Origin of the sequence: Isoptericola cucumis, from assembly GCF_014635665.1 — a bacterium.
Classification (GTDB): domain Bacteria; phylum Actinomycetota; class Actinomycetes; order Actinomycetales; family Cellulomonadaceae; genus Isoptericola; species Isoptericola cucumis.
Window position 1 is genome coordinate 337331 of sequence record NZ_BMDG01000004.1, and the last position, 12680, is coordinate 350010.

The 12680-nt window shown below is 70.9% G+C and carries 15 protein-coding genes; 8 read left to right on the forward strand and 7 right to left on the reverse strand.

What is annotated here, in order from left to right:
* Positions 1–55 precede the first annotated feature (55 nt).
* From IEW03_RS07810 to IEW03_RS07830, 5 genes are all read left to right on the forward strand, one after another.
* Positions 56–388, forward strand: coding sequence for an ArsR/SmtB family transcription factor (locus IEW03_RS07810; protein WP_188523075.1), 333 nt, complete (start codon positions 56–58; stop codon positions 386–388).
* Positions 385–1095, forward strand: coding sequence for a cation diffusion facilitator family transporter (locus IEW03_RS07815; RefSeq protein ID WP_188523076.1), 711 nt, complete (start codon positions 385–387; stop codon positions 1093–1095). The genes IEW03_RS07810 and IEW03_RS07815 overlap by 4 nt, the downstream gene beginning before the upstream one ends.
* Before the next feature lie 82 nt (positions 1096–1177).
* Entirely contained in the window at positions 1178–1903 is a 726-nt protein-coding gene (locus tag IEW03_RS07820) for a MerR family transcriptional regulator (RefSeq protein WP_188523077.1), read from the forward strand.
* The gene (locus IEW03_RS07825; protein ID WP_188523078.1) at positions 1900–2235 is read left to right on the forward strand and encodes a YnfA family protein; all 336 of its coding nucleotides are present in this window, start codon (positions 1900–1902) and stop codon (positions 2233–2235) included. The genes IEW03_RS07820 and IEW03_RS07825 overlap by 4 nt, the downstream gene beginning before the upstream one ends.
* Positions 2236–2610: 375 nt before the next feature.
* On the forward strand, positions 2611–2907 hold the full coding sequence (locus IEW03_RS07830) for a MafI2 family immunity protein (protein ID WP_188523079.1): 297 nt from the start codon (positions 2611–2613) through the stop codon (positions 2905–2907).
* Between the two features lie 66 nt (positions 2908–2973).
* Here the strand turns inward: IEW03_RS07830 and IEW03_RS07835 are convergent, their stop codons facing one another.
* From IEW03_RS07835 to IEW03_RS07845, 3 genes are all read right to left on the reverse strand, one after another.
* Positions 2974–4302 (reverse strand): Fis family transcriptional regulator, encoded by a 1329-nt coding sequence (locus tag IEW03_RS07835; RefSeq protein ID WP_188523080.1) that lies wholly within the window; start codon positions 4300–4302, stop codon positions 2974–2976.
* A 106-nt stretch (positions 4303–4408) separates the two neighbouring features.
* Entirely contained in the window at positions 4409–4768 is a 360-nt protein-coding gene (locus tag IEW03_RS07840; RefSeq protein WP_188523081.1) for a helix-turn-helix domain-containing protein, read from the reverse strand.
* Positions 4761–5888, reverse strand: coding sequence for a tyrosine-type recombinase/integrase (locus IEW03_RS07845; protein ID WP_229737813.1), 1128 nt, complete (start codon positions 5886–5888; stop codon positions 4761–4763). The genes IEW03_RS07840 and IEW03_RS07845 overlap by 8 nt, the downstream gene beginning before the upstream one ends.
* An 828-nt stretch (positions 5889–6716) precedes the next feature.
* Between IEW03_RS07845 and IEW03_RS07850 the strand changes: the two genes are divergently transcribed.
* The 3 genes from IEW03_RS07850 to IEW03_RS07860 all read left to right on the forward strand — a co-directional run bounded on the left by IEW03_RS07850 (position 6717) and on the right by IEW03_RS07860 (position 9833).
* A complete protein-coding gene (locus IEW03_RS07850) occupies positions 6717–7274 on the forward strand; it encodes a methylated-DNA--[protein]-cysteine S-methyltransferase (protein ID WP_188523082.1) in 558 nt (185 codons plus the stop codon).
* A 115-nt stretch (positions 7275–7389) separates the two neighbouring features.
* Entirely contained in the window at positions 7390–8547 is a 1158-nt protein-coding gene (locus tag IEW03_RS07855; protein ID WP_188523083.1) for a tyrosine-type recombinase/integrase, read from the forward strand.
* Between the two features lie 5 nt (positions 8548–8552).
* The gene (locus IEW03_RS07860; RefSeq protein ID WP_229737814.1) at positions 8553–9833 is read left to right on the forward strand and encodes a phospholipase D-like domain-containing protein; all 1281 of its coding nucleotides are present in this window, start codon (positions 8553–8555) and stop codon (positions 9831–9833) included.
* A 56-nt stretch (positions 9834–9889) separates the two neighbouring features.
* On the opposite strand, the gene IEW03_RS07865 is transcribed toward IEW03_RS07860, so the two are convergent.
* The 4 genes from IEW03_RS07865 to IEW03_RS07880 form a co-directional block, all read right to left on the reverse strand.
* Positions 9890–10480 carry a MerR family transcriptional regulator gene (locus tag IEW03_RS07865; protein WP_188523084.1) on the reverse strand — a complete coding sequence of 197 codons (591 nt, stop codon included), beginning with the start codon at positions 10478–10480 and terminating at the stop codon, positions 9890–9892.
* A 248-nt stretch (positions 10481–10728) separates the two neighbouring features.
* Positions 10729–11262, reverse strand: coding sequence for a bifunctional nuclease family protein (locus IEW03_RS07870; RefSeq protein WP_188523189.1), 534 nt, complete (start codon positions 11260–11262; stop codon positions 10729–10731).
* A 171-nt stretch (positions 11263–11433) separates the two neighbouring features.
* The gene (ftsR, locus tag IEW03_RS07875; protein ID WP_229737815.1) at positions 11434–12093 is read right to left on the reverse strand and encodes a transcriptional regulator FtsR; all 660 of its coding nucleotides are present in this window, start codon (positions 12091–12093) and stop codon (positions 11434–11436) included.
* 83 nt (positions 12094–12176) lie between these two features.
* On the reverse strand, positions 12177–12653 hold the full coding sequence (locus tag IEW03_RS07880) for an FHA domain-containing protein (protein WP_188523086.1): 477 nt from the start codon (positions 12651–12653) through the stop codon (positions 12177–12179).
* Positions 12654–12680 lie beyond the last annotated feature (27 nt).

Sequence of the window (12680 nt, forward strand, 5' to 3'; positions counted from 1 at the left end):
TCCCACCGGGGATACAGGCTGTTGTGTATACACGATTCCGTGTACCGTCGCGCTCATGGAGACGGTCACGCTCACCCACACCGCCGCGCTCGCTCGGCTCGGGCATGCGCTGTCGGACGAGACCCGCACTCGGATCATGCTCACGCTGCGGGAGGCGCCTGCCTACCCGGCGGACCTTGCCGACGCCCTCGGGGTCTCGCGGCAAGTGATGTCGAACCAGCTCGCATGCCTGCGCGGTTGCGGCCTCGTCGAGGCGATCCCGGACGGGCGGCGAACCTGGTACCGGCTGGCCGACTCGCACCTTGCCCCGGCTCTCGACGACCTGCTTCGCCTGGTCGTGACCGTCGATCCGACCTGCTGCTCGCCCGAAGGGTGCACCTGCTCATGACCTCGATCTCGCTCGGCCCTCGCCCGCTGCCGGCCGCCCGTCGCGCGCTCCTCGAACGCCGGGTGCGGTGGATCGTCGCCGCGACGATCACCTATAACGTGATCGAGGCCGTCGTCGCGATCACCGCCGGCCGCATCGCGTCGTCCGCGGCCCTGGTCGGGTTCGGGCTCGACTCCGTCGTCGAGGTACTGTCCGCGGCCGCGGTCGCCTGGCAGTTCGCCGCCCCCGACCCGCATCGGCGCGAGCGGGTCGCGATGCGGCTGATCGCGGTGTCGTTCTTCGGCCTGGCCTTGTTCGTCACCGTCGATGCCGTTCGCACGCTGTTCGGCGCCTCGGAGCCGGACCACTCCACTGTCGGCATCGTCCTGGCCGCCGTCAGTCTCGCGATCATGCCGTTCCTGTCCTGGTTCGAGCGCCGCACCGGCCGCGAGCTGGGCTCAGCCTCCGCGGTGGCGGACTCCAAGCAGACCCTGCTGTGCACCTATCTGTCAGCGGTCCTGCTCGTCGGTCTCGTGCTCAACTCCACGCTCGGCTGGTCCTGGGCCGACCCGCTCGCTGCGCTCGTGATCGCCGGGTTCGCGGTCAAGGAAGGCGTCGAGGCGTGGCGCGGCGACGCTTGCTGCACGCCGGTCGGTGCGCTTCTCGCCCACGACGACGAGGACGGCGACGGCTGCACCGATGGGTGCTGCGCGCCTAACGCGAAGTAGCCGCGTCGGGCGCGGCCGTCGGAGAGTTTCCCGGACCCGAGGGCTTGACCTTCAAGCCAAGTCGAAGGTTTACGGTCGCGTCATGAGGATCTCCGAGCTGTCGACGCGCACCGGTGTGCCGGCGTCGACGTTGCGCTTCTACGAGTCCGAGGGCCTGCTGCCAGCCGACCGCGCGGAGAACGGGTACCGCGTCTACGGCGAGGCCGCCGTCGACCGGCTCGCGTTCATCGCCCAGGCCAAGCACCTCGACCTCCCGCTGCCCGCGGTGCGCGAGCTCGTCACGGCATGGGAGTCCGAGCCGTGTCACAGCGTGCGCGCGAAGTACCGGCCGATGCTCGTCGAGCACGCGGCCCAGGTCGACGAGCGCATCGTCTCGCTCGAAGGGCTCCGCTCGACCCTGGCGACGGCGGTCGAGCGGCTGGACGCGCTACCCGACCGCGACGAGCCCTGCGACGCCGGCTGCACCTTCCTCGACCGCGCACGGCCCGCCCTGCCGATCGCCACCGCACCGCGCACACCAGTGGCCTGCACCCTCGAAGGGGAGGACTACGGCACCCGCGTCTCCGACTGGCGCGACCTGCTCGGCGGGGCGCCGCGGGCCGACGTCGCCGGCGGGGTCCGCGTGACGCTTCCGACGAGCGAGCTCGGGCGCGCCGCCACCCTCGCGCAGGCAGAACAGAGCTGCTGCGCGTTCTACACGTTCCGGATCGACCTGCACGGCCTGACTTTCGATCTGACGATCACCGCGCCTCCCGAGGCGCGGCCCATGCTCGACGACCTGCTCCCCGCCGAGGAGGCCGCCCGATGAACCTCGCTCGCTCGATCCTGCTGTTCGGCGCCGCCGCGATCTTCGAGATTGGCGGCGCTTGGCTCGTGTGGCAGGGGGTACGCGAGCACAAGGGTTGGGCCTGGATCGGCGCCGGCGCCATCGCGCTCGGGCTATACGGCTTCTTCGCCACCCTCCAGCCCGACGCCCACTTCGGCCGCATCCTCGCCGCCTACGGCGGCATCTTCGTCGCCGGCTCCCTCGCCTGGGGCATGGTCGTCGACGGCTTCAAACCCGATCGGTGGGACGTCACCGGCGCCCTCATCTGCCTCGCCGGCGTCGCCGTCATCATGTACGCCCCGCGACCCACCTGAGCCGCAGCACTGGACTTTTCGAGACGTCCAGAACCCGATTCTGACGTGCCTCAGAATCGGTCATTTCTAGCGCATCTGGCCCGGCAGCCGGCCCAAGGCAACTCGAACGCGTTAGCTGGTAGAGGTGCGTGTTGCTGAGGTGCGTGTTCGAGCGGCGCTCCTGCCGCCGCGGCCGAATGGGGACTCGACTGATCAACTCACCCTGGCGCATGGGGCAGGTCCGGCGTCGCGGCGGGTGATGAGTGGCGCTGTCTCTCTGCAACGATGGGCCCGGGGACGGATCCTTGATCCTTCTGGACGGTCGATGATTGCGGCAACCGCCAGTAGGACGACGCTCCCGATGAATCGTCATGACAGGGCCAGAAGGACGTGTTGATGGAGCTCAGGGTCAGCGTTCTGCTGTCGCTTCAGCGGGCACTGTGGGATCTCGTGGGTCCGAACCTGCGTGGTGTCACCGCGACGTTCGACTATCCCGTGGTGACGGCAAGGTTCCTCTTCGAGAACGATCCCACGGAGGATGACCTCGAGGACGTCTCGCTGGCGGAGACCCATGTGATTGCGGACTTCCTCGAAGACGTAACGGTTGACTTCACGCCCGTATGGGCCCCGGTCTCGGGATCTCGAGAACTGCTTCCGGGTGAGCACTGGGTCTTCCTTCGGAAGGAGCCGTAGGAGAGGAAGGTCGGTTCGTCAGGTGGCTGACCGGCTGACCTCAACGAGCAGGAGGCCCCTCGGGGGCTATGCCTGCGCGATGTCGGAGACGTACTTCCCGTAGTCGGCTCCCGAGACGGCGGCGTGCTTCTCAAGTGTGGCGGCCGTGTAGCCGAGTGTCTCGGCGAGGATCGCGACGGGGTTCTGTCTGCTGAGTTCGGTGAGTGTGCCCAGGCGCGCGGCGAGGGAGGAGAACAGTGGACGCAGTTGCTGCCGCAGGTGCATTGCGGTGATGTGGTTGCCGGGCATGGCGCCGCGGAAGATCCACGGCGAGTCGCGGTGTGCCGCCGTGTTCGCTTGTCCTGGGTTGGCTGCGAGGTCGCGCACCGGGGCATCGAGCGGGTGGTCGAACAGGATCGGCATGCCGGAGACGTTCACGGTCACGCTGTCGGGCGCGATCGTGACGTCGTCCCAGCGCAGCTGCACGATGCGTGCGATGGGCTGTGCGAAGACGAGGACGAGGAGTGCCGCGAGCTGGTTGCGGGCGGACCAGTCCGACGATGTCAGGACGTGGTCGAGCGCTTCTGCCTGGTCGTCATGGGGCAGTCGGGCGGCGGTTCCGCGACGATGCCTCGGGACGGTCAGGGCGGGGTCGGTGATCCGCGCCGTGCGCGTCCAGGTGAGGAACCAGGCGACCATGAGTCGCGTCGTGGCGCCTTCCGCGAGCCAGGTGTCGAGGTCGCCCTGGGTGGCTGATGGGAGCGTCTTGCTGTTGTCGGTCAGCCAGTTGCAGAACTCGATTGCGACCGTCGTGACCTGCTTGGCGCGCAGGAACGTGCCGTTGCTGATGGGGGACTCTGCGCGCATGTGCCGCAGGTGCTTCCAGCGGAGGTAGCGGTGGATGATCGCGCGGTGCTCGGTGTCGGTGAGCCGGTCTTCGGCGTCGTCGGCCCACTCGGTGAAGCGGGCGATGAGCTCGTCGCGCGGCTCGAGGACGCCGTGCTCGACGAGGAGGCCTCGGATGTAATCGCGGGTGCGGCCGCGGTCGAGCCGGTCCATCGACGCGTGTGTCACGGGGCTGGTCGCGGCGATCTTGCGCAGCATCGCGAGAACGTGTTTCTGGCGAATCCAGGTGAGCCCGGAGTTCGCCCGTTCCATCGACTTGATCGCGTCGGTGACCGGTCTGAGCTGCGCTGACACCTTGCCTGTGCGGGGGTCGGCGAACGCCGCATCGACGAGGTCGGCCAAGACGCACCGCAGGCACATCTGGTTGCGGTAGAGCTCCGTCTCGGCGCCGCAGTGTTGGCAGTCGATGTTGACGCGGACTCCGGAGCAGGCGCGGCAAGCGGGGCGTCCGTCGACGATGCCTGGTAGGACGCCCTCGTGCCCGCAGGCGCAGGTCCCGGTCGTACGCATGGCGTTCATCCGGCACGAGACGCAGAGGCGCCCGTCGGGCCAGGTGACGCTGAGCGGGTAGTGGCCGCCGCACCGGGCGCAGGGCGTGGGGTAGGCCTCTGGGTCCTCAGGCTTGCGCGGGCGGGCCATCATCGCCCTTCACGAGTCGGATGCGGTGCGCGACGGGTGCCGTGGTGTCGCCGTCGAGGGGGAGTCGCGGTGCGTTCGCGGTCTTCGCGGCGCGCAGCTCGACCTTCGTTTCGATGAGGTCGGCGGGGGAGCAGTCGAAGATGTCGCAGAGCGCGACGAGGACGCTCAGGGAGATCCGCTCCGGTGTGCCCGTCACGAGACGGTAGATCTGCGTATCGGACAGGTTGATGCCGCGGTCGCGCAGGAGCGGGCGCAGCTCGGTCGACTTCCAGAGGTTGTGCTGGGCCATGATCTGCCGCAGGTGCCAGGTGTAGCCGAGGCGCTTGATCTCATTCATCGGGTTCTCCGGTCCGGGTGCGCATCCGCTGGGCGATCATCCGCTGCACGACCTTCTGCTTGTAGTCCGACGAGACCGAGGTGTAGAGCGCCGTGGTCGACGAGTACGAGTGCCCGACCTGCTGCTGGACGAACAGCGGGTCATAGCCGGCCTCGATCAGGTGGGTCACATAGGAGTGTCGCAGCGCGTGCAGGCTGAGTTCCTCCGGAAGGCCCGCGAGATCGCGAAACCGCGCGAACGAGCGACCCAGGCCGCTCATAGTGATGCGATCGCCGCGTTCGGACGGCCACAGCGCGTCGGAGCGGGCGGCGGTGGCGAACTGGTCGCGGCCGCCGGGGGAGTGCCAGGTCTGGAGCACGCTGGTGACCCAGTCGAACTGCGGAGTGGTCAGGACCGTTCTTCGACGTGGGCCGGTTCCGGCCATTCCCTTGGCCCAGCGCACGGTGATGGCGCCGAAGCGCCCGTAGTCCGGCACATGAGGGTTGGGGCCAAAGTCGGTCACGTCGAGCATGACCAGCTCCCGTCGGCGCAGCCCGTAGGCGTAGCAGACCTTGAATGCCATGGAGTCACGCATCGCCGTCAACCAGGTCTTGGACCGGGCGTGGTGATGGGCATCGACGAAGTCATCGACGGTGTCGAAGAAGCGCTGCAGCTCGTCGATCACGAAGGCGCGTCGGCCCGGGCCGACGGCGTCGTCGGTCTTGTGCCGCGGGGTGTTCCACTCGAAGACGATCTGAGACGGCAGGTCGCCGAAGCGCTGCTCGCACAACGTCGCCCAGCCGTAGCGGCCGTCGCAGATGAACGAGCAGAACATCGCGATCGCGTTCGACTCCGCACGCAAGGTGGTTAACGCCAGCGTCCGGCCGCCCGAGCGGCGCTCGGCAAAGTACTCGTCCAGGTCTGAGGCCTGCCAGGACCACGGAAAGTCGTTCGTGAACTCCTGGAAGCGTTCGACCACCCGGTTGCGGCTCTTGATCGTCGCGACCGTCAGACCTCGCGCCAGCATCTGGTTGCGCCATCCAGCCAGCATCGCCTCGAACACCTGCAGCTCTGCGCGCAGGAGAGGGACGTTCGCCGCGCCTGTGAGGCGCATCGGAACCGACCCGGGAGTCTCGAGCACGCGACCATCCTTCCGAGGAATCGTGCATCTGATGCACGAAACCTAGGGTGACCTGCGGCGAGGCGGCAAGAGTCGACCGGTGTCGGCACACCCACGACGGCGGAGATGTGCCTGCTGACCTGCAGCGACGATGTCATCGCACCGAGGTGCGAGTTCTTGCATCTGATGCAACTCGCACTAGTCCCGCGCCGATAATGCACATTATGTCATTACGCGCGGAACGTGGGCCCGGAGAACCTCCCCTCCGGCTCGCGCTCCAGCGGCACGATCGGTCCTGATCGACCCTGATCGACCCTGGTCGGCCCTGTCGAGCGCCGTCCCCGCGACATCGCCCCGGACCGCACTCGTGCAGCTCGACGCCGCGGCGCATCGTGGGCGTCGACCTGCCACGGCGTCACTGTTCTCTGGCGCGTGTCGACCGCCGGGCGCTGGCGTCCGGCGACGCCGTGTCGACCATGTCGGCGACGCGTGTCGCCCGTCGATGCTGTCCAGGCCGGCGATTCGACCTGACAACGCACGTCTCCGCCCGTGATCCCCCGCCTGGCAGCCAAGCTGACACCCAGCCTCGACGCTCGGGGTCGCCCGCAGGCCGGCGCCGGCTGCGCCCAGGATGCCTCGTGGCCACCCGGCCCGACAGGCGCACCCAGGTCTCGCCACGAGGCCCGGGGCGCGCTATCCTGAAACGGACATACACTTCAAACCATTGTGTATGCCACAACACAGTGGTGTGACGACGGAAGCTCGGGCCGCTCCTCCGCACCTGAGGCCGGCCTGGTCTGGCATGCGTCGCCCCCCGGCCGCGTGGGTGTCTCGCTCTACCGTGAGCACATGGACGCCAGCGCCAGCCCACTCGCCTTCGCGCTCTTCCCCACCGCGATCGGCACCTGCGCGGTCGTCTGGCGGCCGGACGGCGCGATCGTGGGCTCCGCACTCCCCCACGACTCGCCGTACGGGCTGCGTCGCACGGTCACCCGGTGGTACCGCGGAGCCGTCGAGGCGAATCCCCCACCTCCCGTCGCCCGCGCCACCGACGGCGTCCGCGAGCTGTTGACCGCCGGCACCGGAGACCTCGCCGACGTCGAGCTCGACCTGCGCACCGTGCCCGACTTCGACCGGCGCGTGTACGAGGTCGTGCGCACGATCCCCCCGGGCGACACCCTCACGTACGGCGAGGTGGCGCACCGGCTCGGAGCGCCCGGCGCAGCCCAGGCCGTCGGGCAGGCGCTCGGGCGCAACCCGTTTCCCCCGATCATCCCCTGCCACCGCGTGCTCGCCGCAGGCCGCCAGGTCGGCGGCTTCTCGGCGCGCGGCGGGCGGCGCACCAAGCTCCGTCTGCTCGCCACCGAGGGCGTGCACCTCGAGCAGCCCACGCTCTTCGACCTCTGAGCGCCCCCGCACCGGCGGTGTCGGTGGCGCAACTTAGTCTGTGCACGGCGTCGCCGCAGGTCATCACTGTGCACCGCCGCGGCGAACCCGGCGCCGCACCGACAGGAGGGACACGATGGTCGCACCGCCCCGGCTCAACCGCGTCACCGTCGCCGAGGCCACCGACCGCTACCTCGCCTCCGTGCGGGTCGAGACCGTGCGGGGTGTCCTCTCCCCCGCCACCGCCCGCAGCTACGAGCGCGACATCACCGAGCTGAGGGCGCTCCTGGGCGCCGCCCGCGTCCTCGACGACGTGACCGGCGACGACGTCGACGACGCCCTGGTGCGCTACCAGACCAGTCCCGACGGGCGGTATGCCGAGCCCGCCCGCAAGGGCGCCCCGGGCCGGTCCACGGCGACCGTCAACAGGTTCCGCCAGTCCGTGACCCGGTTCTTCACCCACGCGGCGCGGGAGTGCTGGGTGCAGGCGGACCCGATGCAGTGGGCGTCGCCACCCGCCCGGGTGCGCGGCGGCCTGCGCGTGGCCCGTACGGCGTTGTCCGCGTCCGCCGCCGAGGCGCTCCTGCGCACCGCGAGCACCCCACCGTCCCCCGTGCGCGCCGTCCCGACCACCGGCGCCCGCGCGCCGCGGACGGACCAGGCGCTCGCGGTGCGCGACCGGCTCGTCATCGCCCTGCTCCTCGTGCTCGGCCCGCGGGTCTCGGAGCTGGCGCGGGCCGACGTCGCCGACTTCACGCGCGAGCCCGACGAGACCCGGTGGCGGATCGTCGGCAAGGGGGGCACCACCCGCACCGTGCTGCTCTCCGGCCCGCTCGCCGACGCGCTCGAGGAGTACCTCGCCGAGCTGCGGCCCCGGCTGGCGGCTCGCAGGAGCGACGACGCCGACGCCCGGCGCGCGCTGCTCCTGACCTGGCGGGGTCGCCGGATCGACACGCAGGCGATCCGCGCGCTGCTGGCGCGCGCCGTCGACCGCATGCCTTCGCCGTACCGGCGCCCCACCACGCCGCACGCCCTGCGGCACACGACGGCCACGCTGCTCGTGGCCGAGGGCTGGGACGTCAAGGTGGTGGCCGAGCTCCTCGGGCACCGCTCGATCGCCACCACGGGCGTGTACCTGGACCGGATCGAGGGCGAGCTCGGTGCCGCGATCCGGTCGCACCCCCTGTCGGCGGGCCTGCTGCGGAGTGAGGAAGCCGACTCGCGCAGCGAACCGCCGGATTCGGGCGAACACGACAGGTCGGCGCGCGCGGAGCCGGACCCGTCGGTACGGTGAGCACCGTGCCGTTCCGCTCCATGAAAGATGCCAGCCCCGTGCGGGTCCAGGTCGACTGGCGACGCGTGCGGCGCTTCGCCGCACGGACCGCCCTGCTCGCAGCGGCGGCCCCCGTCGCTGCCGCCGGCGTCGTCATGGGCCTGGAGCGGGTCCGGCGCCACCAGTACCCCCTGGACTCCCCGTTCCCCACGGCGCCGCCGTCCTCGACCGACGTCGACGACACCCAGGCCACCGTGTACACCTTCGGGGCCGACCTGTACGCGGCGATGCTCGACGCGATCCGCGGCGCTCGTCACCAGGTGTTCCTCGAGACGTACATCTGGAAGGACGACGAGGTCGGCCGCGAGTTCAAGCAGGCGCTCGTGGAGGCCGCCGACCGCGGCGTCGAGGTCTTCGTCGTGTACGACGGCTTCGCGAACCTCGTCATCCCCCGCAGCTTCTACGACATGCCGCCCGGCGTGCACGTGCTGCGGTTCCCCGCGATGCGTCCCGGGCTGCTCATGCTGGACGTCCGCCGCTCGGGCCGGGACCACCGCAAGATCCTCGTGGTGGACGACGAGGTGTCGTTCGTCGGCGGGTACAACATCGGCACCCTGTACGCCACGAAGTGGCGCGACACGCACCTGCGCCTCGTCGGCCCCTCCACGTGGGAGCTGCGCAACGCGTTCGTCGACATGTGGAACCGCTGGCGCAGCCCGCACCAGCCCCTGCTGCAGGACGTCGGCTCCCAGCTGTGGATGCCCCGCCTGCGGGCGGCGCGCAACGCGCCGTCGGAGCTCGTCTTCCCGATCCGCGGCATCTACCTCGACGCCATCGACCGCGCGTGCTCCCACATCTACATCACGCAGGCGTACTTCATCCCCGACGAGGACATCCAGGCGGCGCTCCTGGCCGCGGCGGCCCGCGGGGTCGACGTGCGGGTGCTCGTGCCGGAACGCTCCAACCACGTCGTCGCCGACTGGCTGGCCCGGGGGCACTACGACACGCTGCTGCGCGGTGGCGTGCGGATCTTCCTCTACCAAGGGGCGATGATCCACGCGAAGACGGCGACCATCGACGCGCAGTGGTCCACCGTGGGAACCGCGAACATCGACCGGCTCAGCCTCACCGGCAACTACGAGATCAACCTCGAGGTCGTGGACGAGGGGCTCGCCGCCCAGCTCGAGTCCGCATTCCGCATGGACGAGTCCAACTCGCGCGAGCTCACGCGCGACGAGTGGCTGCGCCGGCACCCGCTGACGAAGGTCGCCGAGCGCGTCATGGCCCCGCTGCGCCCGTTCCTCTGAGCGTCAGCGGGGTGCGGGTGTGGGACCGCGCGTGTCGGGACCTCGAGGCCGGCGGGTCAGCCGGCGGTCCGGGCGGCCCGCCGCGCGGCGAGCTCGTCGCCCTCGTGCGCGGCCGGCTCGTCCACGTCCTCGAGCGACTCGGTCGGCATCGACGACAGCGTGCCCTCGATGTCGCGCCAGACGCGACCCACGGCGATCCCGAACACGCCCTGTCCGCCCTGGACCAGGTCGACCACCTCGTCCGGCGACGTGCACTCGTAGACCGACGCCCCGTCGCTCATCAGCGTGATCTGCGCCAGGTCGTCGACGCCGCGCTCGCGCAGGTGCGTGACCGCGCTGCGGATCTGGTGCAGCGAGACACCCGTGTCCAGGAGCCGCTTGACGACCTTCAGCACGAGGATGTCGCGGAAGCTGTACAGCCGGTGGGTCCCTGATCCCGTCGCCGGGCGGATCGACGGTTCGACGAGGCCGGTCCGCGCCCAGTAGTCGAGCTGGCGGTACGTGATCCCCGCGACGCGGCACGCCGTCGTGCCGCGGTAGCCGGTCCCGGCGTCCTGCTCCGTGAGGTCCTCACCGAAGAGGAGCCCCTGAGCGCCGTGCGGCACGGACGCACCCGTGGGGACGCTTGCCTCACCGCTGCTGTTCACTGTGCCTCCTGAGATGTCTTCTCCACGCTAGGTCGACCTCGTAGGGCCGTCAACGACGTGCGGCCTGAGCAGTTCGGCGTGTCGCGCCTCGCGACCGCCTGGCCGTGACCTGCCGGGCCGCCCTGCAGGCCGGTAAACCTTCGACCTCGACCTGAAGGTTCTGGGGTCCACGTTATCCGAGACGGACCCTCGACCGAAGGTTGAGGGTCACGTCGGCGTGGCGCCGACGTGCGCGGCGCGGCGGAGGGCTAGGGCGGGGCGTCGTCGGGGCGGTCCCCGCCGTCCGGCCGGGCGCCGGGCTCGCTCGGCCCCCCGGGGGCGGTGAAGTCCGCGGCCGTGACGTGGTCGAGGAAGTCACGGAACCGCTCGACCTCCCGCTGCTGCTCCACGTCCACCACCTCGACCCCTGCGACCGCGACGATCTCCGCCGAGCACAGCACCGGGCTCTCGGTCCGCACCGCCAGGGCGATGGCGTCCGACGCCCGGGAGTCGAGCCGCGTCCCGTTGGACAGCACGAGCTCGGCGAAGAAGATGCCGCCGTCGAGGGCGACGATCTCCACCCGCTCCAGCTCGACACCGACCGCACCGAGCAGGTCGCGCAGCAGGTCGTGCGTCATGGGTCGGGGGGTGACGAGGCCCGCCTGCGCCATGGCGATGGCGGACGCCTCGCGCGCGCCGATGACGATCGGCACGGCCAGGTTGGCGGCGGCGTCCAGCAGCAGCACGACGATCTCCTGGTCGCGCTGCTGCTGCCTCACACCCATGACCTCGACCGGGACCATCGGGGCGTCGCTCGGCTCGTTGCCGTCCACCCGATCCACGGTACGACGCCCGCCGCCCACCCGTCGTGCGGGGGCGCGCACCGATTCGTGCAGACACCGTGACGGGGTGCGTCCCGGCGAGGATGCTCCGGGTCTCGGCGTTCGTGCCCGCCCGGTGCCGCCGTCAGGACGTCACATGAGGTCGCCGGTGCCGCGCCGCACCCACGCCGTGTGCAGCCGGGCGAGCAGCTCACCGATCTCGGCGGCGAGCTCGGCGCCCTGCGCCCGCGCCGACGGGGTCTGCTGGCTGCGGTACGGGGCGACGAGCTGGTCCACGAGCCCGACGTGCCGGTCGGCCGACGTGCGCAGCGACCGCAGGTGACGCGGCTCGATGCCGTGCTCCGCCAGCCGTGACGCGATCCGCACCACGTCGGGGGCCCCGGCGTCGAGCTGACCGCCCGCGCCCTCCCGCAGCACACCGGCCGACACGAGCTGCTGCACGAAGCCCGTCGAGGTCCCGGTCGCCTCCGCCACCGACTCCGCCGTCCACCGGCGACGGGCGGGAGAGTCCGCCGAGGTCGCCTCCGCGAGGCGCGGGGCCGGCCCGGGCGCGGGCTCCCCCGCGTCCATCTCCGCCAGCCGCTCCTTGATGACCTTCAGCGGCAGGTAGGAGTCGCGCTGCTCGGTGAGGACGAACCGCAGCCGCTCGACGTCTGCGGCGCTGTACTGCCGGTACCCGGACGGGGTGCGCACCGGCTCGATCAGGCCCTGGTCCTCCAGGAACCGCAGCTTCGAGTGCGACACCGACGGGAACTCCGGGCCGAGCAGGGCCAGGACGTCCGAGATGCGCATTGTCGCCTGACGCGAGATGCCACGCGGCCAGGCCTCGGGGGTGTCGTCCGCCGGCGGCTCGCCCTGCGCCGCCCGCGCCACCGTCACGACGCCGGCGCCTGCGGGTCCCGCGGCGCCTGCGGGCTGGCGTGGAACGACATGCGGAACTTGCCGATCTGGACCTCGTCGCCCGTGGTGAGCGGGGCCGCGTCGATCCGCTCGCGGTTGACGTACGTGCCGTTGAGGGAGCCGATGTCGCGGACCACGAACCGGTCCCCCTCACGGACGAACTCCGCGTGCTTGCGCGACACCGTGACGTCGTCCAGGAAGATGTCCGCCCGCTCGCTGCGCCCGGCGACCGACCGGTCCGTGTCCAGCAGGAACCGCTCGCCCACGGCCCCCGAGCCGTACTGCACGACCAGCAGGGCCGAGTGTCGCGGAAGAGCGGCGACCGCGGCCGCCTCCTCCGCCGTCAGCGGGATGCGGAACGCCTGCTCCTCCGCGGGCGCACCGACACGGCCCAGGTGAGCCGTCGTGTCGGCTGCAGCCTGGTGCGGCGGAAGAGCGCGGGGGTCGGTCATCAGTCCTCCATCAAGGTAGGGCCGGGT

Bases quoted from the DNA above. Each gene is read 5' to 3' on its own strand.
- IEW03_RS07810 (WP_188523075.1), top strand. From the start codon at position 56: ATGGAGACGGTCACGCTCACCCACACCGCCGCGCTCGCTCGGCTCGGG.
- IEW03_RS07815 (WP_188523076.1), top strand. From the start codon at position 385: ATGACCTCGATCTCGCTCGGCCCTCGCCCGCTGCCGGCCGCCCGTCGC.
- IEW03_RS07820 (WP_188523077.1), top strand. From the start codon at position 1,178: ATGAGGATCTCCGAGCTGTCGACGCGCACCGGTGTGCCGGCGTCGACG.
- IEW03_RS07825 (WP_188523078.1), top strand. From the start codon at position 1,900: ATGAACCTCGCTCGCTCGATCCTGCTGTTCGGCGCCGCCGCGATCTTC.
- IEW03_RS07830 (WP_188523079.1), top strand. From the start codon at position 2,611: ATGGAGCTCAGGGTCAGCGTTCTGCTGTCGCTTCAGCGGGCACTGTGG.
- IEW03_RS07835 (WP_188523080.1), bottom strand. From the start codon at position 4,302: ATGCGTACGACCGGGACCTGCGCCTGCGGGCACGAGGGCGTCCTACCA.
- IEW03_RS07840 (WP_188523081.1), bottom strand. From the start codon at position 4,768: ATGAATGAGATCAAGCGCCTCGGCTACACCTGGCACCTGCGGCAGATC.
- IEW03_RS07850 (WP_188523082.1), top strand. From the start codon at position 6,717: ATGGACGCCAGCGCCAGCCCACTCGCCTTCGCGCTCTTCCCCACCGCG.
- IEW03_RS07855 (WP_188523083.1), top strand. From the start codon at position 7,390: ATGGTCGCACCGCCCCGGCTCAACCGCGTCACCGTCGCCGAGGCCACC.
- IEW03_RS07870 (WP_188523189.1), bottom strand. From the start codon at position 11,262: ATGGTCCCGGTCGAGGTCATGGGTGTGAGGCAGCAGCAGCGCGACCAG.
- ftsR (WP_229737815.1), bottom strand. From the start codon at position 12,093: ATGCGCATCTCGGACGTCCTGGCCCTGCTCGGCCCGGAGTTCCCGTCG.
- IEW03_RS07880 (WP_188523086.1), bottom strand. From the start codon at position 12,653: ATGACCGACCCCCGCGCTCTTCCGCCGCACCAGGCTGCAGCCGACACG.